General features: G+C 73.0%; 9 protein-coding genes. 5 read left to right on the top strand and 4 right to left on the bottom strand.

Annotated elements, in window-relative coordinates; all coding sequences use genetic code 11:
- Positions 1 to 20: 20 nt before the first annotated feature.
- Entirely contained in the window at positions 21 to 563 is a 543-nt protein-coding gene (locus STRTU_RS07590; protein ID WP_159742840.1) for a DUF1707 and FHA domain-containing protein, read from the bottom strand.
- 195 nt (positions 564 to 758) lie between these two features.
- Between STRTU_RS07590 and treZ the strand changes: the two genes are divergently transcribed.
- The 5 genes from treZ to STRTU_RS07615 all read left to right on the top strand — a co-directional run bounded on the left by treZ (position 759) and on the right by STRTU_RS07615 (position 7,398).
- Entirely contained in the window at positions 759 to 2,579 is a 1,821-nt protein-coding gene (gene treZ / locus STRTU_RS07595) for a malto-oligosyltrehalose trehalohydrolase (RefSeq protein WP_159742841.1), read from the top strand.
- 79 nt (positions 2,580 to 2,658) lie between these two features.
- Positions 2,659 to 4,314, top strand: coding sequence for a PucR family transcriptional regulator (locus STRTU_RS07600; protein ID WP_159742842.1), 1,656 nt, complete (start codon positions 2,659 to 2,661; stop codon positions 4,312 to 4,314).
- Positions 4,315 to 4,375: 61 nt separating this feature from the next.
- Positions 4,376 to 5,311, top strand: coding sequence for a metallophosphoesterase family protein (locus tag STRTU_RS07605; protein WP_159742843.1), 936 nt, complete (start codon positions 4,376 to 4,378; stop codon positions 5,309 to 5,311).
- On the top strand, positions 5,308 to 5,967 hold the full coding sequence (locus tag STRTU_RS07610) for a 4'-phosphopantetheinyl transferase family protein (RefSeq protein ID WP_159742844.1): 660 nt from the start codon (positions 5,308 to 5,310) through the stop codon (positions 5,965 to 5,967). The genes STRTU_RS07605 and STRTU_RS07610 overlap by 4 nt, the downstream gene beginning before the upstream one ends.
- A gap of 147 nt (positions 5,968 to 6,114) precedes the next feature.
- Positions 6,115 to 7,398 (top strand): NPCBM/NEW2 domain-containing protein, encoded by a 1,284-nt coding sequence (locus STRTU_RS07615; protein WP_159742845.1) that lies wholly within the window; start codon positions 6,115 to 6,117, stop codon positions 7,396 to 7,398.
- A gap of 19 nt (positions 7,399 to 7,417) precedes the next feature.
- Here the strand turns inward: STRTU_RS07615 and STRTU_RS07620 are convergent, their stop codons facing one another.
- Genes STRTU_RS07620 through STRTU_RS07630 form a run of 3 tightly spaced genes read right to left on the bottom strand, consistent with a single transcriptional unit; the run spans position 7,418 to position 18,240 of the window.
- Positions 7,418 to 8,323, bottom strand: a complete 906-nt coding sequence (locus STRTU_RS07620) for an SDR family oxidoreductase (RefSeq protein ID WP_159742846.1) — start codon at positions 8,321 to 8,323, stop codon at positions 7,418 to 7,420.
- 43 nt (positions 8,324 to 8,366) lie between these two features.
- On the bottom strand, positions 8,367 to 10,955 hold the full coding sequence (locus STRTU_RS35925; RefSeq protein ID WP_159742847.1) for an FAD-dependent monooxygenase: 2,589 nt from the start codon (positions 10,953 to 10,955) through the stop codon (positions 8,367 to 8,369).
- A gap of 4 nt (positions 10,956 to 10,959) precedes the next feature.
- On the bottom strand, positions 10,960 to 18,240 hold the full coding sequence (locus tag STRTU_RS07630) for an amino acid adenylation domain-containing protein (RefSeq protein ID WP_159742848.1): 7,281 nt from the start codon (positions 18,238 to 18,240) through the stop codon (positions 10,960 to 10,962).
- Between the last annotated feature and the right edge of the window lie 164 nt (positions 18,241 to 18,404).

Here is an 18,404-nt window from a genome sequence, read left to right on the forward strand (position 1 = left end):
GCACCCACCGGCCCCGCCCTTCACTCCGTCAGGACGTAGTCCACCTGGCCGAAGGTGATGTGGTCGCCGGGGCCGACCGGTACCTCGCCCACCACCCGGCGGCCGTTGACGCAGGTGCCGTTGGTGGAGCCGAGGTCGCGCAGCAGCCAGCCCTTGTCGGCGCTGCGGAGTTCGGCGTGGGCGCGGGAGACCGTCTCGTGGCTGAGGCGCAGGCCCGCGCCGGGGGCACGCCCTATGAGCAGCGGGAGCGGGCCCGGCTCGGGCAGCAGCAGCTTCGGGAGTCGCTCCGTACGCCAGGCGCGGCGCACCCGGAGGTGGAAGGCGGACACCCGGCCCACCACTCGCAGGACGGCGCCCTGGACCTTGCCGCGGCTCGCCAAGTCGGCGGTGACCAGGTCGAGTTCGGACTGCTGTTGGGCGGTCAGAACGAGTTCCAGGCGCCGCAGGAAGGTGTCCTGGGACAGCCGTCCCTGCGCCGCGCCGTCGCGCAGCAGATCGAGGGCGCGTTCCCGGTCGGCGTCCGACGGGCGCGCCGGACGCGCAGGGAACTGGAGCGAAGTCATGCCGTGATTCTCGGGCCACCGCGAGCCGCTGTCCAGGTGAGGTAGGTGCGCAGGGCACAGGTGGCCAGGACCGCGGACTCGCCGGAACGGCCCAGTGGGGTGGCGCGATGTCGGCCCGTATCGCCACGTCGGGCTGTCGGGTGGCGCGGCGGCGTGCTTTCGTCAGGGACCGGGACCGAACGAAGGAGGACGGCCGTGCTGTTCGAGGTGTGGGCTCCGGAGGCCGGGCGGGTCGCTCTCCAGTGGGCGGGGGACCGGGCGGGCGAGCCACCGGTCCCGATGGAGCGGGACCCCGGCCGCGCGGGCTGGTGGCGGGCCGAGGCGCCGGCCCGGGACGGCGACCGGTACGCCTTCCGGCTGGACGGCGGGCCGCCGCTGCCCGATCCGCGCGCCGCCCGGCTGCCGGAGGGCCCCGGCGGGCCCGCCGCGGTCGTCGTACACGACCGGTTCGGCTGGCGGCACCCGTGGCCCGGCCGCCCGCTGCCCGGTGCGGTCCTCTACGAGCTGCACATCGGGACCTACACCCCCGAGGGCACCTTCGACGCCGCCGCCGCGCGGCTGCGCCACCTCGCCGACCTGGGCATCACCCATATCTCCCTGATGCCGGTCTGCCCGTTCCCCGGCACCCATGGGTGGGGGTACGACGGGGTCGCCCCCTGGGCGGTGCACGAACCGTACGGCGGGCCGGAGGGGCTCAAGCGGTTCGTGGACGCGGCGCACGGGCACGGGCTGGGGGTGGTGCTCGATGTGGTGCACAACCACCTCGGCCCGTCCGGCAACCACCTCCCGGCGTTCGGGCCGTACTTCACCGACACCCACCACACCCCGTGGGGCGCGGCGGTCAATCTCGACGCCCCCGGTTCCGACGAGGTGCGCGCCTACTTCCTCGCCAGTGCGCTCTCCTGGCTGCGCGACTACCGACTCGACGGACTGCGGCTGGACGCCGTGCACGCACTGCACGACGACCGCTCCCCGCACTTCCTGGCCGCGCTGTCCGCCGCCGTCGACGCGCTGGCCGGGCGGCTGCGGCGCCCGCTGTTCCTGGTCGCCGAGTCCGACCTCAACGATCCGCGCACCACCGCGCCCAGGGCGGGCGGCGGGCACGGTCTGCACGCCCAGTGGAACGACGACTTCCACCACGCCCTGCACACCGCGCTCACCGGCGAATCCCAGGGCTACTACGGGGACTTCGCACGGGCCCCGCTCGCCGCCCTCGCCAAGACGCTCACCGGCGGCTTCTTCCACGACGGTACACACTCCACCTTCCGCGGCCGCAGGCACGGCGCGCCGCTGGATCTGCGGGTGACCCCCGCGTACCGGCTGCTGGCCTACGCCCAGACGCACGACCAGATCGGCAACCGCGCGCTCGGCGACCGGCTCGCCGCCGGGCTCTCCCCCGGCCTGCTCGCCTGTGCCGCCACGCTGGTGCTGTGCGCGCCGTTCACCCCGATGCTGTTCATGGGCGAGGAGTGGGGCGCGACCACCCCGTGGCAGTACTTCACCGATCACCAGGATCCGGAGCTGGCGGAGGCGGTACGGGAGGGGCGGCGGCGCGAGTTCACCGCGCACGAGTGGGCCGGTGCCGCCGGTGACTGGCCCGACCCGCAGGACCCGGCCACCCGCGACCGCTGCGTCCTGGACTGGACCGAACCGGCCCGGGAGCCGCACACCGCGCTGCTGGCCTGGCATCGCACGCTGCTGGCGCTGCGTCATGAGCTGCCCCCGCTGACCGACCCGGACCCCCGGCACACCGCCGTCCGCTACGACGAGGCGGCCCGCTGGCTCCTGCTGCGACGCGGCCCGCTCCGGGTGGCGGTCAATCTCTCGCGCGACACCACGGCCGACATCCCGGTCGGCGACGACGACGGGGGCGGCGGGGCCGACAGCGGGGCCGGCCGCGGGGCCGGCCGCGGGGCCGGGCTCCAGGCGCTGGCGGGCTGGCCCGGCGCCCGGCTCCCCGGCGCGGACGGGGTGCTGCGGCTGCCCCCGGAATCGGCGGTGGTGCTCGGCCCGTAGGGTCGCCTCGTGCCATCACCACCCACCAGGCCGATCGCCCGAGCGTCCACCGCAGGGCCATCTGCTGGACACTGTGTCTATGCCCCTGCATCTCTCCGACCTGCTGGCCCGGCCCGATCTCCGGCTGTCGGCCGCCTACGACGTGCCGCCGCCGCTGCTGGCCCGCACGATCGAGGCGGCGACCGTCTCGGATCTGCCGGCGCCGGGGAAATGGCTGCAGGGCGGCGAACTCCTGATGACCATCGGCCTGTTGCTGCCGGAGGATCCGGTCGCGTGCCGGGCGTACGTACGGGATGTGGCCGAGGGCGGGGCGGCCTGTCTGGCGCTCGGTCTGGGGCAGGGACTGCCGTACCAGGAGGCGCCGGAGCCGCTGACGGCCGCGGCCGAGGAGGCCGGGCTGCCGCTGCTGACGGTGCCGGACGGGGTGCCGTTCATCGCCGTCACCAAGGCGGTCTTCGAGGCGCGGGCCGAGGAGCAGCGCGAGCGGCTGCAGCGGGCGTTCGCGACCCAGCGGCGGCTGACGGCGGCGGCGACCGGCGACGGGCTGCGGCCGATGCTGGCGGAGTGGACGGCCGCCACCGGGGTCGGCGCGGCGGTCTTCGACCCGCTGGGGCGGCTGCTCGCGGCGGCCGAGCGGGCGCAGCGGACGCCGCCGGCCGCGGCCCGGGACCTGATTGAACGGGTCGCCGCGCGCGGACTGCGCGGCAGCGCGTCCAGCACGGCCGCCGGGCAGCAGCTGGAGGTGCAGCCGCTGGGGGCGCGCCGGCTGCGGGGGCTGCTGCTGCTCAGCGGCCGTCCGGACGATGCCGCCCGCTCGGTCGTCCCCGGGCTGGTCTCGCTGCTGTCCCTGGAGCTGGAGCGCCGTCATCTGCGCGATGAGCCGGAGCGCCGCCGCAGGTCGGCGCTGCTGTCCGAGCTGCTGGCCGAGGAGGATCCGGCCCCCGGGCGGGCCCGGGACATGCTGCGGTCGGCGGGGCTGACGGCCGAGCGGGTGCGGGGGGTCGTGGTGGCGACGGAGGCCGATGCGGGTGCGGGCGGCGCCGACGGCGCGGGCGGTCGTACGGCGGGGGCCGGGGCCGGGGCGGCAGAGGGGACGGCGGACGGCACGGCGGACGGGACGGACGGCCCCGCGCAGGAGATGGCCGCCGATCTGGCGCTGGCGATGCCCGGTGGCCTGGTCAGGGTCGTGGACGGAGCGCCGGGCGCGGTCATCGAGGCGGTGGTCGGCGAGGATCTGGACATCCGCGATGTGCTCGCCCGCTTCGCCCCGCGCTGCCCGGCCGGTATCGGCCCGGCCACCGCCCCAGAGGCGGTACGGGTGTCGCTGCGCCAGGCGACGGGCCTGCTCGCCGTCAGCCGGTCCAGCGGCGAGCCCGCCGAGGCCCGGCAGAGCCAGGCCAGCCGGCTCCTGCTCGACCTGGGCGACCGCCGCACGCTGCAGGGCTACGCCGACACCGTGCTCGGCCCGCTCGATCTCGCGGACAACGGCGAGGAGTTGACGGCGACCCTCGCGGCCTGGCTGGAGACCGGCGGCGCCTGGGACGCCACCAGCCGGCGGCTCGGCGTCCACCGGCACACCGTACGCAACCGCCTGGACAAGGCCATGGACCTCACCGGCCGGCGCCTCGACGACCCCGACGACCGCTTCGACCTGTGGCTGGCCACCCGTATCCGCCGCGGCGACGCCTCCGCCACCGGGGCAGGCGGCCGGCCGACGCCCCCGCCAGGCCGGTGACGCGCCGCACCTCACCCCGTCCGCGCTTCACTCTCGCGCCCGCACCGTCTTTACTTCGAAGATGACCTACGAGATCCGCACCCACACCCCCGGCGCCGCCGGAGCCGCCGACGGTTCCTCGCACGGCGGCGGACGCGGCAGATTGGTGGCCGTCAGCGATCTGCATGTCCGTTACAAGGAGAACCGCGACATCGTCGAGGGGATAAGACCGGAGTCCGACGACGACTGGCTGCTGGTCGCCGGTGATGTCGGGGAGTTCGTCTCCGACATCCGCTGGGCGCTCTCGCTGCTCAGCAGCCGGTTCGCCAAGGTGGTGTGGGTGCCCGGCAATCACGAGCTGTGGACCCCGGCGCAGGATCCGGTGCAGCTGCGCGGTGTGGCGCGCTACGAGCATCTGGTGGACATCTGCCGGGAGTTGGGCGTCCTGACCCCCGAGGACCCGTATCCGGTCTGGGAAGGCGACGGCGGCCCGGTCGTCATCGCCCCGCTGTTCCTCCTCTACGACTACACCTTCCGGCAGCCGGGAGTGACGTCCAAGAAGGCGGCGCTGGCACGGGCGGAGCAGGCGGGGGTGGTCTGCACCGACGAGCACTTTCTGCATCCGGACCCGTATCCGACCCGGGAGGCGTGGTGCCAGGCGCGGGTGGCCGCCACGGAGGCCCGGCTCGCCGCCGTTCCCGAGGAGCTGCCCACCGTGCTCGTCAACCACTGGCCGGTGGTGCGCGAGCCCACCCGGCCCCTGTGGTACCCGGACTTCGCGCTGTGGTGCGGTACGGAGTCGACCGCGGACTGGCCGCGCCGCTTCCGTGCCGCCGCCGTGGTCTACGGCCACCTGCACATCCCGCGGCTGCTGACGCTGGACGGGGTACCGCACCAGGAGGTGTCGCTCGGCTATCCGCGGGAATGGCAGCGCCGGGCCGCCGCGCCGGGCCGGCCGGTCCAGATCCTGCCCCTGCCGGCCACGGTCGCCTCCGGCACCCCCGGGAGCCCGGCATGATCGACAAGCTGCTGCCGGCCCCGATCAGGACCGCCGAGGCATTCGAGGACGCGCCGCTGTCCGAGATGTTTCCCGAGGAGCTGGCACAGGTGGCCAACGCCGTGCCCAAGAGGCAGCGGGAGTTCGGCACCGTACGCGGCTGCGCCCGCCGGGCACTGGCCGAACTGGGCTTCCCGCCCGCGCCGCTGCTGCCCGGCCCCAACCGGGAGCCGCAGTGGCCGGCGGGTGTCGTCGGCGCCATGACGCACTGCGCCGGCTACCGCGCCGTGGCGGTGGCCCGCGCGGCGGAGGTCCGGACGATCGGCCTGGACGCGGAGCCCAATCTGCCCGTGAACGACCCCGGGGTGGTCGACCTGGTCACCCTCCCCGAGGAACGCACCCAGCTCCGCCGGCTGGCCGCGCTGCAGCCCGAAGTGTGCTGGGACCGCCTGGTGTTCAGCGCGAAGGAGAGCGTCTACAAGGCGTGGTTCCCGCTCACCCGCCGCTGGCTCGACTTCGAGGAGGCGCTGCTCACCCTGGACCCGACGAACGCCACCTTCACCGCTCAACTACTCGTCCCCGGACCCGTGGTTGACGGCAGGGAACTCACCGAGTTCAGCGGCAAGTGGCTCGTCGGCTCGGGTTTCGTGGTGACGGCGGTGGTGGAAATGGTGTGACGGGGACGGCCGCGGGGGTGGCGCCCGCGTCCCCGCGGCCGTCGGTCCCCCATCTGTCGCCGAATGACGGACCGGCCGCGGAGCTGTCCACTTCTTGCGGTACTTTCGTGGCCCGTCAGTATGTTTTGAAGGGTAATCAGCCGACTCATGCAAGAGCACTCCGATACCCTCGGTGGGGCCAGGCCCTCCGATACCGAGCTGGTCCAGCGCATCCGTGCGGCGGCCCGGACCGGTGGCCGGGCTGCGGCCGGTCCGCATGGCGCCCAGGCTCCGGACGGCACCACCGGGGCGGCTGAGGAAGCCCTCCACGAATTCCACCGACGGCACTATGCCGCCGTGCTCGCCCAGGCCCGCGACTGCTGCCGGTCCTCCCAGGCGGCAGCGGATCTGACGAAACAGGCCATCGACGCCGTCCTCCGCTCCCCCGGACCGGCAGCGGGTTCCGACGCGGACTGGCGGAAGACGTTGCTGACCGCCGTACGGGACACCGCCGCCGCCTGGCACCGGACGTCCCGGGACACCGAGCTGCGCGACGACTTCCCGTCCTGGCTGGCCGCGCGGATGGAGGGGGAGCGGCCGCCGCCCGCCGACGGTCAACGGGCCTCCCCCGGCGGCGCATTCGCCCCCGCCGGGCCGCCGGTGCCTCCGCCGTCCGCCGCACCGCCCCGCACCAAGGGCTCCCGGCTCTCACCGGCGCGTCTGGCCGTGCTCGCGTCCGCGGTGGCCGTCGCCGTCCTGGCCGGCGTCGCCATATCCGCCGGCTCCCGGGTCAGCTCGGCGCACCACGACACCTCGGCCGACAGCCCCGAACAGTCCGATTTCCCTTCGGCGCCCCCTCCGGACCGGTCGCCGAGCGCCGATCCCAAGGGTTCGGCGACCGCCTCCCGCTCGGCGCCGGGCTCCCCGGACCCCACCCACAGCAAGGCGTCGAAGCGCCCGAAGCCACGGCACCCGTCGTCGAAGCCGTCGCGCTCCTCGCGTCCGGGCGGCAAGACCAAGCCGCCGGCCGGCCAGACCACCGCGCTGACCACCCGGATGTGGACCTCCAGCTCCAGCACCTTCTCGCCGGCGCGACAGAACACCAGCATCGACGGACATCCCCTGACCATCCACGGAACCGGCTACCCCCAGGGGCTGGGGGCACACGCCAACAGCGAGGTCACCTACCACCTCGGCGGCGAATGCACCTCCCTGAGCGTGGATGTGGGCCTCGACGACGAGGTGGCCGCGAACGGCTCCGTGGTCTTCCAGATCTACCGGGACAGCACGCTGGTCGCCGACAGCGGGCTGATGACGGTCGGTCAGCCCGCCAAGCGCCTCACCGCGGACCTCACCGGCGGCAACGACCTGCGCCTGGTGGTCACGGACGGGGGGAACGGAAACGACTCCGACCACGCCGACTGGGGCGGCCCCGCCATCACCTGCCGCTGATCCGGCTGCTGACGCCTCGTCAGGATCCTGACCGGCCCCTATCGGCCCTTGTGACCGCGCTGAGGCCGCGGTCCAGCACGGAGTCCGGGAGGAGTCGCGACAGCGTCGCGGCCGCCCACGCATCGGGGCCTACGCAGTAGCGGGTCCGGGGCCGCGGAGCGGTCAGCGCCCGGAAGACGGTACGTGCGAAGTCCTCCGGCCGGGTGCTGCTCGACTGCGCCCGCTGCTCATTCATCCGCAGGAACTGTTCGAAGGGCGCCCGGTAGCGGCCGGCGATGTCTTCGGGGCCCTTGTTCAGGATCTCCTCACCGGCCTCCCGCACCTTGTCCCAGATCGGGGTCGCGATCGCGCCCGGCTTCACGACCGAGACCGAGACGCCGAAGGGCCGCAGCTCGCGGCGGAACGCGTCGCTCATTCCCTCCTTCGCGAACTGCCCCGTCGCATAGGCGCCGAGGTAGGGCATCGCCACGCTGCCCATACCCGAGGAGATGTTGACGACGCGCCCGCGGCTCCGGCGCAGCTGCGGCAGGAAAGCCTGGGTGACGGCGACCGGACCGACGACATTGGTGTCCAGCTGCTGTCGCAGCTGATCGGGCGGCACACACTCCAGGGGTGCCGACAGGCACGTACCGGCGTTGTTCACCAGCGCCCACACGCCCTGCTCGCCCACGGACTCGGCAACCTCCGCGGCAGCCGCCCGGAGGGACTCCTCACCGGTCACGTCCATGAGGACCGGCCGCAGACGCGCGGAGGACGCCTCGGCACGCAACCGCGCGCCGTCCTCGGTCCTGCGCACTCCGGCGAAGACGCGGAAGCCGCGCCGTTCCAGGTGGAGCGCGCAATCCTTGCCGAGTCCGGAGGAGGCGCCGGTGATGACGACGGCGCGTCCGGCCGGAGACAGGGGCTTGGGCTGCCAGTTGAGCACTTCGTTCTCTTTCAGTGGTGGGGTATACGGCCTGGACGACCGGTCAGGCGGAGGCGTCGGACACGTGGGTCGCGTCGGACTCGGGTGACACCGCGGACAGCAGGGTGCGTACGGACATATCGGCGATCTGGTGGGCGCGCGGTGCCGGAACGATTCCCTCGATGTAGCTGAAGTTCCAGGCGAGTTGGCCGTGACTGGTGATGGCGGTTGCCACGACGGCACCCGTCACCGAGATACCCGCGACGACCTGGGTACCGGAGACGCGCCAAGGGCCCACCCGGTCGGGGACGGCATAGCGGCCGAGGTTGGAGAGGCACAGGTTGAGCGGGCCCTGTTCGTCCATGTACCGCATGAAGGTGTCGTCATCGGCCGCTGTCCTGGGCCCTGCCCGGTCCAGCAGGTTGACCAGGGCCAGGTGTTCCTCGCGCTGCCGGCGGTCCGCCAGGTCGCGGCTGATGGCGCCGGCCATGGGCCACAGCGGCATGCCGGGCCGGTGGAGGACGCGGGAGGGGAGGGTGGCCGCGTAGGTGCCGGCCTCGCCGTAGGAGACGGCGGGGTCCAGTTCGGCGCGGAAGTCGAGCGGGGAACCGATCGAGAAGTGGGCGGGTTCCTGCGTCCCCGCCTCCAGGGCGACGGCGGTCACCATGGCGGCGGCCAGGGCTCCGTGCACCGTGACCTCGTGCCGTTTGCAGGCGCCCACGAGCAGCTCCAGTTGCCCGGCGGTGAGGGACCTGTGCACCAGCCGGGTGCGCCGCCGGTCGAAGGGGACCGGCCGGCTCGGGACGATACGCCGTGGCCGCAGTCGACGGGCTTCCTCCTCATCACGCTCCATCAGGGCCGTGAGAGCGGCGGCGCCGGCCTCCCCCCGGTGGTGGTGCGGAAGCAGGTCTTCCGCGGCAGGCAGCGCCCGGTGTGACGTAGCCGGCGGCTGCTCGCCGGTGCTCAGCCGCGCGGCGATGTCGACCCACTCCCCGAGCAGGGACAGGCCCGTCATGCCGTCGGCTATGCAGTGCGCCGCCGTGAAGAGCAGGTCGTGCACGTCCTCCCCGTGCTCCGCACCCTCCCGGGTGATCACGGCGGCCCGGACCAGGGGCCCGGTGCGCCAGTCGATGCCCTCGGCGAGCTCGTGCTCGTCGATCTCGCGTTGCCAGCGCGCGTCGGCCTCGGCCTCTCCGGCCGGCACCTGGACGTGCCGCAGCGGGATCGGCCGCCCGCCCACCGGACGGAACGCGGGGGCCGCTCCCTCCTCGTCAGCGCTGATCGCGACGCGCAGCAGCGGGTGCCGGGACTGGAGGATGTCCAGGGCGCGACGCAACAGGGGCAACTCCAGGGGCCCGTGGACCCGGGTCCGGTTGACACCGTGGAGCGGTGAGGTCCGGTCCGCGGTCCAGTACCAGCGCTCCAGAGGGCTCAGCTTCCGCCGGACGCGTGGTTCGGGGTCCGGGATGGCGGGGAAAGTGAGCGATTCCTCCTGCTGGCGGACCAGTTCCTGCCGGGGCGTCAGCCGGAAGTAGTCGTCCCTGACCTGCCGGTGTTCGGGGGTGTCGGCCTGTTCGAGGTCGCTCATCGACCGGGACGCGGCGACCATGGCCCGGGTGCGGTCGCGGCGGCGGTCCTCGTACGTCCGCAGCGCGAGCGGCAGGTCGTCGCGCGCCCCGGGCTCGGCCAGGGTGTGGGCCAGGACCACGGCGTCTTCGATCGCCATGCCCGAGCCCTGGCCGAGGGTGGTCAGCATGGGGTGCGCGGCGTCGCCGAGCAGGGTGACCGGACCGTCGCCCCAGCGTTCCAGGAAGGTGCGGTCGCGGGAGGGCACGGCGAGGATGTCCCCGGGTGGGGTGGCTTCGATCACGGCCGTCACCTCGTCGGCCCAGCCCGCGTAGGCCCGGGTGATCTCGTCCTTGGTGCCGTCCCAGGCGTGCGAGCGGTCGGCGGGCATGTTCTTGGTGCCCCACCAGTAGTAGCGGCCGCGGCCGATGTCGATGAGGCCGAAGCGCTGTCCGCTGCCCCAGTAGTGGCGCACGCTGCCCGGGGCGAGGACGGGGTGGTCGAAGGGGACGATGCCGAGCCAGCAGACATAGCCGCTGTCCTGTGACGTCTCCGGCCCGACGAGCCGGCCGCGTACGGCCGAGCGGAATCCGTCGGCGCCCACGAGGATGTCGCCGTGCGCCGAACTCCCGTCCTCGAAGCGGACGGTGACGCCCGTGTCGTCGGTCTCGAAGCCGGTCGCGACGGCGCCCAGGTGGATGGGGCAGTCCGCGGCCGCGTCCAGCAGGGCCTCCTGAAGGTCCGAGCGGCTCAGGCAGACGCTGGGCGCGCCGACCGTCTCGCAGACCTCTTTGAACGGCAGGTCCCTGATGTCCCGGCCGCGGTGGTCCATGACCGTGAAGGACTCCACGGCCTGGCCCCGCTTTTCCAGGCCGAGGTCGATGCCCAGCGTGCTGAGCGCGGTGAGGGCGTTGGACATGACCGATAAGCCGGAACCGGCGGCACGCAGCTCGGTGGCGCGCTCGTACACCGTCACGTCGATGCCGACCCGCCGGAGGGCGATGGCGCAGGCCAGTCCGCCGATACCGGCTCCGATGACGATGGCCTGCACGGGCTGGTTCCTGGTGCTTTCCGGGTTTCTCGACATGGCGTCAGTTCTCCTCGTGGGATCGGGCGTGGGAGCCGGCCGGGCCGGTACCGATCAGGTCCGCGACCGTTTTCGCCACGTGGGCCACGTGCGGTTCTTCCATGATCGTGAGGTGGTCACCGGGCACGTCGATGACCTGGAGCGGGCCGTCGGTCATATCGCTCCAGCCGTTGGTCCGGTCCTCGTGGCGGCTTCCGGCGGCGCCGTGCATCGTGGCGAGGACGTCCGGCAGCGGCTCCATGGCGCGGATCAGGGTGACCCCCTGGCCCGCGGCCTCGGGCCGATAGTCCAGCGCCGCCTGCCAGTTCGCCTGATAGACGCGGAAGAGCCGGCGTATGACGGCGCCCGAACTGCCGGCCGGCAGCACACCCGCATCGGTCGCGAGACGGGCGATGAAGTCGAACTTCTCCTCCAGCGAGGACAGTTCGTCCGGGATGACCTCCATCGGGGAGTCGCCGCCGCGCTCCAGCCAGAGCAGTTCCCAGAAGAACCACCCGAGCAGCGCGTCGTCGTCGTGACGGTGGCGCTCTCCCTGGCTCAGCGCGGTGGTGTCCAGGAGCACGAGCCTGGCCACGTCCTCCCCCGATGCCCGCAGCCGCCGGGCGATCTCGAAGGCGACGAAGCCGCCGAAGGACCATCCGGCGATGGCGTACGGGCCGTGCGGCTGCACCGTCCGCATCGCGGCGATGTAACTGTCCGCGATCTCCTCGACGGTGCGCAGCGGCCTGGTGCCGGGGTCCGCCCCGGCCGCCTGGAGCGCGTACAGCGGCTGATCGTCCGGGAGGTGCCGGGCGAAGCGTACGTAGCACAGGACGTTGCCGCCCATGGGATGGACCATGAACAGCGGCGTGCGGGTGCCCTCCGGGCGGATCGGCACCAGGGGGTCGTACGCGGCGACCGCGCCGCCCGCGCGCAGCCGCGCGGCGAGCCCGGCCACGGTGGGGGTGGCGATGAACTCCGCCAGCGGGATGTTCACCCCGTAGCGCTGCTCGATCCGGACCACCAGCCGCATCGCGGTGAGTGAGGTGCCGCCCAGGTCGAAGAGGCTGTCGTGCACACCGACGGCGGGCAGCTGCAGCAGGTCCGCCAGCATCTCCGCCACGCCGCGTTCGTAGGCGTCGCCCGGCCCGGCCCCGGCGGCTTCGGCGGTGGCGGTGAGCGGGAGCCCGCGCAGGGCGGCGTCGTCCCGCTTCCCGCTGGGAGTCAGCGGCAGCTGCGTCACCCATTGCAGATGGGAGGGGACCATGTGGTCGGGCAGCGTGGTGCGCAGCTGCCGGCGGATGCCGGCCAGATCCGCGGCGGTGCCGTCGCCGACGAGGAAGGCCGTGAGGAGACTCTCGCCGTTCTCGTGCCGCCGGGCCACCACCGCGGCGTCGCGCAGGCCCGGGTACTGCCCGGCGAGACCGGTGACGGCCAGCTCCACCTCGGCGAGTTCGACGCGGAAGCCGCGCACCTTGACCTGGGTGTCGGCCCGGCCGGCGTACGCGATCGTCCCGTCGGGCAGCACCAGGCCGAGGTCCCCGGTGTCGTACAGCCGGTGGTCCCCGCCCGCGAAGGGATGCGCGACGAAGCGTTCCTTGGTGAGGTCGGGGCGGCCTTCGTAGCCGTCGGCCAGGCAGCTGCCGCCGAGGTAGATGGTGCCGCGCGCGCCGGCGGGCACCGGGCGCAGCCGGTCGTCCAGCACATGTGCCTCGGCGCCGTCGACGGGGCGTCCGATCGGAGGCAGCATGGGAAACGCGTCCGGGTCCCCGGTCATGGTGCAGGCGGTGGCGACATGGGTCTCCGTCGGCCCGTACTGGTTCTCCAGGACGGCGCCCGGGAGTGCGGCGCACAGCCTGCGGATCTCCTGGGTGACGCGCAGCTGTTCGCCGGAGGAGATCAGCACCCGGAGGGCACGCGGGGTGATACCCAACGCCTCTGCGGTTTCGGCCAGTTGCTGGAGCGCCACATAGGGCACGAAGATCCGCTCGATGCCCGCGCGGTCGATCAGCCGCAGCAGCTCCGGCATGTCGCGCCGCTCGGCGTCGCTCACCAGATGCAGCGTGCCGCCGGAGCACAGGGTGGAGAAGATCTCCTGGAAGGAGACGTCGAAGCTCAGCGGCGCGTACTGGAGGGTGACGCCGCCGACGGCGCCGCTGGTGGCCCGGGTCTGCCAGGCCACCAGGCCGGCCAGGGAGCGGTGCGGCATGGCCACACCCTTGGGCGTGCCGGTGGAGCCCGAGGTGAACAGGACGTAGGCGGTGCTGTCGGCGGGTATCTCCGCCGGAGGGTCCGCGAGGGGGCCGGTGGCCGGCTCGGTGACCGACTCGGCGGGCAGCACCAGCGACGGGTCGCCGATGAGATGGGCATGGGGAGCGTGTGCGATGACGCGGAAGGGCCGGGCCTGTTCCAGCATCGCGGCCAGCCGCTGGGCGGGGTAGCCGACATCCAGCGGCAGCACGGCGCACCCGGCCCGCAGCACGCCCAGGATCACCGCCATCGTCTGCGGTGCGCGGTCCATCGCGATCCCGATCCGGGCGCGGGGCGGGGCACCGAGCGCGCACAGCTGCCGGGCCACCCGGTCGGCCGTCTCGGCCAGCCGGGCGTAGCTCCACCGCTCCTCCCCCCTCACCAGGGCCGTCGCGTCCGGGGTGTGGGCAGCCTGCCGCGTGAAGCGTTCGACGACGCCGGGCAGGGGCGTGGCATGGGCGAGGACCGGCCGGTCGGCGAGGAAGGCGAAGTCGGGCTCCCCGTGCGGGTCCGCCACCATCCTCCACAGGATCTTCCGGTAGCCGTCGGCGAAGAGGCGGGCCTGGTCGGCGGAGAATCCGTCGCCGTCGCAGTCGATCCGCAGCCACACGCGTCCGCCGTCCGGTTCGGTGACCGCGTTCACCAGGAGCCGGAAGCCGGTCTCTTCCCAGGTGCGGAACTCCCGCAGCCGCACGCCCGGCAGGCCGAGGACCTCGTTCAGCTGGTGGAAGTGCACATAGTTGAAGGCGGTGTCCAGGACGGGGCCGCCGTGGTCCTCCTGGATGGCGCTCAGTGGGTAGCGGCGGTGGGGGTGGCCGTCCTGTTCCTGCCGGAAGGCCGCCCGCGCCACGTCCAGCCATCCGGCCTGCGCCACGTCGAGACGCAGCGGGACCGTGTTCAGGAAGAGCCCGGCGGTGCGTTCCGCGTGGGCGAGTTCGGGCCGTCCGTGGGTGATCAGTCCGGTGGTCACGTCGTGGGTGCCGTCAGCCCCGGCAGACCCGTCCAGCATGGCCAGCGTCAGGCAGTGCGCCGCGAAGAGCACGGACTTCATGGGCAGGTGGTGTGCGGAGGCGAACTGCCTTACCTGGGCGACCAGGTCGTCGGCCAGGTCGGCGCGGTGCGCGGACGGCTCGTGGCCGGTGCCGGGCAGGTGCGGCCGGAACGCTTCGATCTGCAGGGGTTCGCAGCCGGCCAGCTTCTCCTTCCAGTACTGCCGGGTCTCCGCGGACCCGAGGGCGGCCAGCTCCTCCTGTACGTGGCAGGCGGGCGAGGGCGATGCCGTGCCGTCGACGGGGCCGATGCCCAGTCCCAGGCCGTGCGCGTAGTCCTGGAGGAGTTCCTGGAGGAGGTTCGCCACGCTGCCGCCGTCGAGCAGGGCGTGGTGGAAGCTGAGGACCAGGTCGACGGCCTCGGGCCGGACGTGTGCCCGGCAGAGGTACAGCGGCGCCCGTTCGAAGACGTAGGCGTGGCGGCGGCGTTCCTCGATGTGCGCGCGGACCTCGGCGTCGGCCGCGGCGCCGTCGAGCGCGCGCAGATCGACGATGTCCAGGCCAGCGGGCGCCTGAGAGCGGACGATCTGCAACGGCTCGGAGCCGCCCACCAGGTCGAAGGCGGAGCGGAGCGCCGGATGCCGTGCCACCAGCCGCTCGAACGACCGCCGGAACGCGTCCTCGTCCCAGGGGAGTTCGAGGGTGTACTGGAAGACGTCCTTGTACGTGGCGGAGTTCTCGTGCTTGCGGCTGTCGTAGAGCAGGCCGAGCTGGAGCCGGGTGAGCGGCCAGGCGTCCTCGGCGCCTTCCAGACGGGCCCGGTCCACACCGGAAACCAGGGCGAACGGGGCGAGGGCCGCGTCGTTCCCCGGCGCTGTCAGGCTCTCGACGCATGCGGCCAGCCCCGACACCGTCGGGTTGCGGACGAGGTCGGTGAGGGAGAAGCGCAGGCCCCGCGCCTCGGCCTCGGCACGCACCTTGAGCATGAGGATCGAGTCGCCGCCGAGCGCGAAGTAGTCGTCGTCGATGCCGACGGTCTCCCGGCCCAGCACCCTGGCCCAGATCTCCACCAGGGCGGCCTCGGTGGGGTTGCGAGGCTGCCCGCCGGTGGCCGGTGTCAGGGTGTCCTGGAGCGGGGGCAGCGCCCGGCGATCGGCCTTTCCGTTGGGGGTCAGCGGAAGGGCGTCGATCCGTACGAAACCTGCCGGGATCATGAACGCCGGCAGCGTCCGCGCGAGCAGTTCGCGCAGCGTCGCGGGGTCGATGGCGGCGTCGGCGACGTAGTAACCGGCGAGGTGGGTGCCGCGCGCGGCGGTGGTGTGGTCGACGACGAGGGCGTCGCGGACGCCGGGGACCGCGCACAGGGCGCCCGCCACCTCACCCAACTCCACCCGGTTTCCCCGTATCTTGACCTGGCCGTCGATCCGCCCGAGGTACTCCAGGGTCCCGTCCGCCAGCCATCGTGCGAGGTCGCCGGTGCGGTAGAGGCGGTCGCCCGGCAGGAACGGGTCGGCGATGAACTTCTCGGCGGTCAGTTCCGGGCGGTCCAGGTAGCCCCGGGCGACACCGACTCCACCGATGCACAGCTCACCGGCGACGCCCACCGGCTGCGGCAGATCGTCGGCTCCCAGTACATACAGCCGGGTGTTGTCGATCGGCCGGCCGATCGGGACCCGTGCGACGGGCCGGGCGGGATCGGCCGGGCAGTCGTGGTACGAGACGTCGACCGTGGCCTCGGTCGGTCCGTACAGGTTCACCAGCCGCACGGGGCACTCCGCACCGGATATGCCGGATATGCCGAAGATGCTGTTGAACTGCTCAACCCGTGCCGGGGGCAGGGCCTCGCCGCTGCAGAAGACGTACCGCAGGGAACTCACGCCCTCGCGCGCCTCGGGTATCGCCTGGAGCAGGTCGAGGAACGGGCCGAGCATCGAGGGCACGAAGTGCACGACGCTGACCCGCTGTTCCCGTATGGTCCGCAGGATCTCCCGCGGATCCTGCTGGCCGCCGGGCGGCAACAGGGCCACCGCGGCGCCCTCGACGGCCCACCAGAACAGCTCCCACACCGAGACGTCGAAGGAGACCGGGGTCTTCTGCAGCAAGACATCATTGTCGCCCAAGGGATAGCGGCGCTGCATCCACGCGAGGCGGTTGACCACGCTGTGGTGCTCCACCATCACGCCCTTGGGCCGGCCGGTCGAGCCGGAGGTGTAGATGACATAGGCCAGATCGCGGGAGCCGGCGAGCGGCGGGAGCGGAGCACCGCTGCCGTGCAGCAGCTCCTCGACATGCCGCACCGTCGCCCCTTCGGCCACACCCGTGGTGGGGCCGTCGCCGTCCACGATCACCACCTTGGCGCGGCTGTCCGCCAGCAGGAACCGCACCCGTTCGGCCGGGTAGCCGGGGTCCACCGGTACGTAGGAGCCACCAGCCTTCAGCGTGCCGAGGAGCGCCACCAGCAGCCGCGGCCCCCGCTCCATCATCACCGCGACCCGGTCGTCCGGGCCGACGCCCTCGTCACGCAGGGCACGGGCGACCCGGTTGGCCCGCTCGTCCAGTTCGGCGTAGGTCAGGGTCTCGCCCGTGGCGCCGATGACGGCGATCTGCCCGGGGCGGCGGGCGGCCTGCCCCTCGAACAGGCCGTGGAGCGTGGCCTCGTCCGCATAGGGCACCGTCGGACCGTGGCTGCGCACCGCGGTGAGGTCCTCGTATTCGGCGGGCTCCAGCATCGGGACGGCCGACGCGGGCCGGTCCAGCATGTCCACGCCGTGCTCGATCAGTGTCCTGAGGTGGCCGGCGACGGAGGCGATGGGCAGGTCCTCGTCGAAGACGTCGAGGGCGTAGTCCAGGTCGATGTGGATGTCGGCCGTGTCGTCGAAGGCGCACACCATGACGCCCAGGGCGTCCTGTTCGTGCGACGGGGCCATCATGGCCGTCTGCCGTTCGACTCCCGGTATCGGTGCCGGCCGCGGCCAGTGCAGGTAGGAGACCGTCACATCGAAGAGCTGGCGGGGGCCGGCCGACGTGGGCAGTTCACGCAGGACGTCGCCCAGCGAGAGCCGTTCGTGGCGCCGGAGCGCACGGGTCGCCTCCTGGGTGTCGGCGACCAGCTCCCGCACCGTCCGCCCGCCGTGTGCCGCGACCCGCAGCGGAAGGGTGTTGGCGAACTGGCCGAGGACGTCCTTGTGGTGAGCCTCCGGCCGGTTGAGGAAGGGAATGCCGAGGACCGCCTCCTCGCTGCGGTGCAGCCGCGTCAGCCAGGTGCCGAACATGGCGGTGAGGTACGCGAACGGGGAGAGGCCGGCGCCGCGGACGCGGTCGACGAGCGGGCCCTCGAAGACGAACGAGTGGCGGCCGCGCCCGCTGCCGTCCGCCGTGCGCGTGAAGAGCGCGGGCGCCACACCGGCGAGGGCTTCCCGGTGGAAGGCACGGTCGCGCTCGCTGCCGGCGCCGGCGCGGTAGGCGGCTTCCTCCTCGACGAAGGCGAGGTAGGAGGACGGCTCGCGACGGGCGGTGGACTCGCGGCCGGCACCCGTGGCCCGCGCGAAGTCATCGAGAATCTCGTGGCTCAGCCGATCGACGGTCCAGCCGTCGGCGACGATGTGGTGCGCCTTGATGTGCAGATGTGTGACGTCCGGGCTCTCCACCAGCAGGGTGGCTTCGACCAGAGTGCCGCCGCCCGTGAGCGGCAGTGCCGTCGCCATCGAGCGCCGCATCCACTCGGCGCACGCGATGTCCGGTTCGGGCTCTTGAGCGAGGTCGACCCTGCTGACCCGGACGCCCTCGCCCGCCACCCACTGGAAAGGCTCCCCCGCGTTCTCGCCGAACCGCGTCCGGAAGGTCTCGTGGCGGTACAGCGCGCGCTCGGCGCAGTCGGCGAGCGTGTCACGGTCGACGCCGCCGCGCAGACGTTCGTGGAGGACGCAGTTGAACTGCGGTGATTCCGGAGCCTGTAACCCGGCGGCCCAGATGTCCCGTTGATACGCCGTCAGCGGACTCGTGGGGTGTTCGTCCACCCGCACCTGCGTTCCATGGAGAGCTGCGCCGGCAGCCGCGGTCCTCTTCATGATCGACATCATGCCTACCGCGAGTAAAATAAGCGGCAAATCCGGATGGCGGCGGGGCAGAAGAGGATGAAATCGCGCCAAGGATCGCGAGCGTCTCTCAGCAGCACATACCAGACCCGGCAGTTCGGCGATCCACCGGAGTGATCCCGTCCTCCGGCCGGAGT

It is taken from the genome of Streptomyces tubercidicus (genome assembly GCF_027497495.1).
GTDB lineage: Bacteria > Actinomycetota > Actinomycetes > Streptomycetales > Streptomycetaceae > Streptomyces > Streptomyces tubercidicus.

Excerpts from the sequence above, each read along its gene's own strand:
- STRTU_RS07590 (WP_159742840.1), bottom strand. The coding sequence starts at position 563 with ATGACTTCGCTCCAGTTCCCTGCGCGTCCGGCGCGCCCGTCGGACGCC.
- STRTU_RS07600 (WP_159742842.1), top strand. The coding sequence starts at position 2,659 with ATGCCCCTGCATCTCTCCGACCTGCTGGCCCGGCCCGATCTCCGGCTG.
- STRTU_RS07605 (WP_159742843.1), top strand. The coding sequence starts at position 4,376 with ATGACCTACGAGATCCGCACCCACACCCCCGGCGCCGCCGGAGCCGCC.
- STRTU_RS07610 (WP_159742844.1), top strand. The coding sequence starts at position 5,308 with ATGATCGACAAGCTGCTGCCGGCCCCGATCAGGACCGCCGAGGCATTC.
- STRTU_RS07615 (WP_159742845.1), top strand. The coding sequence starts at position 6,115 with ATGCAAGAGCACTCCGATACCCTCGGTGGGGCCAGGCCCTCCGATACC.
- STRTU_RS35925 (WP_159742847.1), bottom strand. The coding sequence starts at position 10,955 with ATGTCGAGAAACCCGGAAAGCACCAGGAACCAGCCCGTGCAGGCCATC.
- STRTU_RS07630 (WP_159742848.1), bottom strand. The coding sequence starts at position 18,240 with ATGAAGAGGACCGCGGCTGCCGGCGCAGCTCTCCATGGAACGCAGGTG.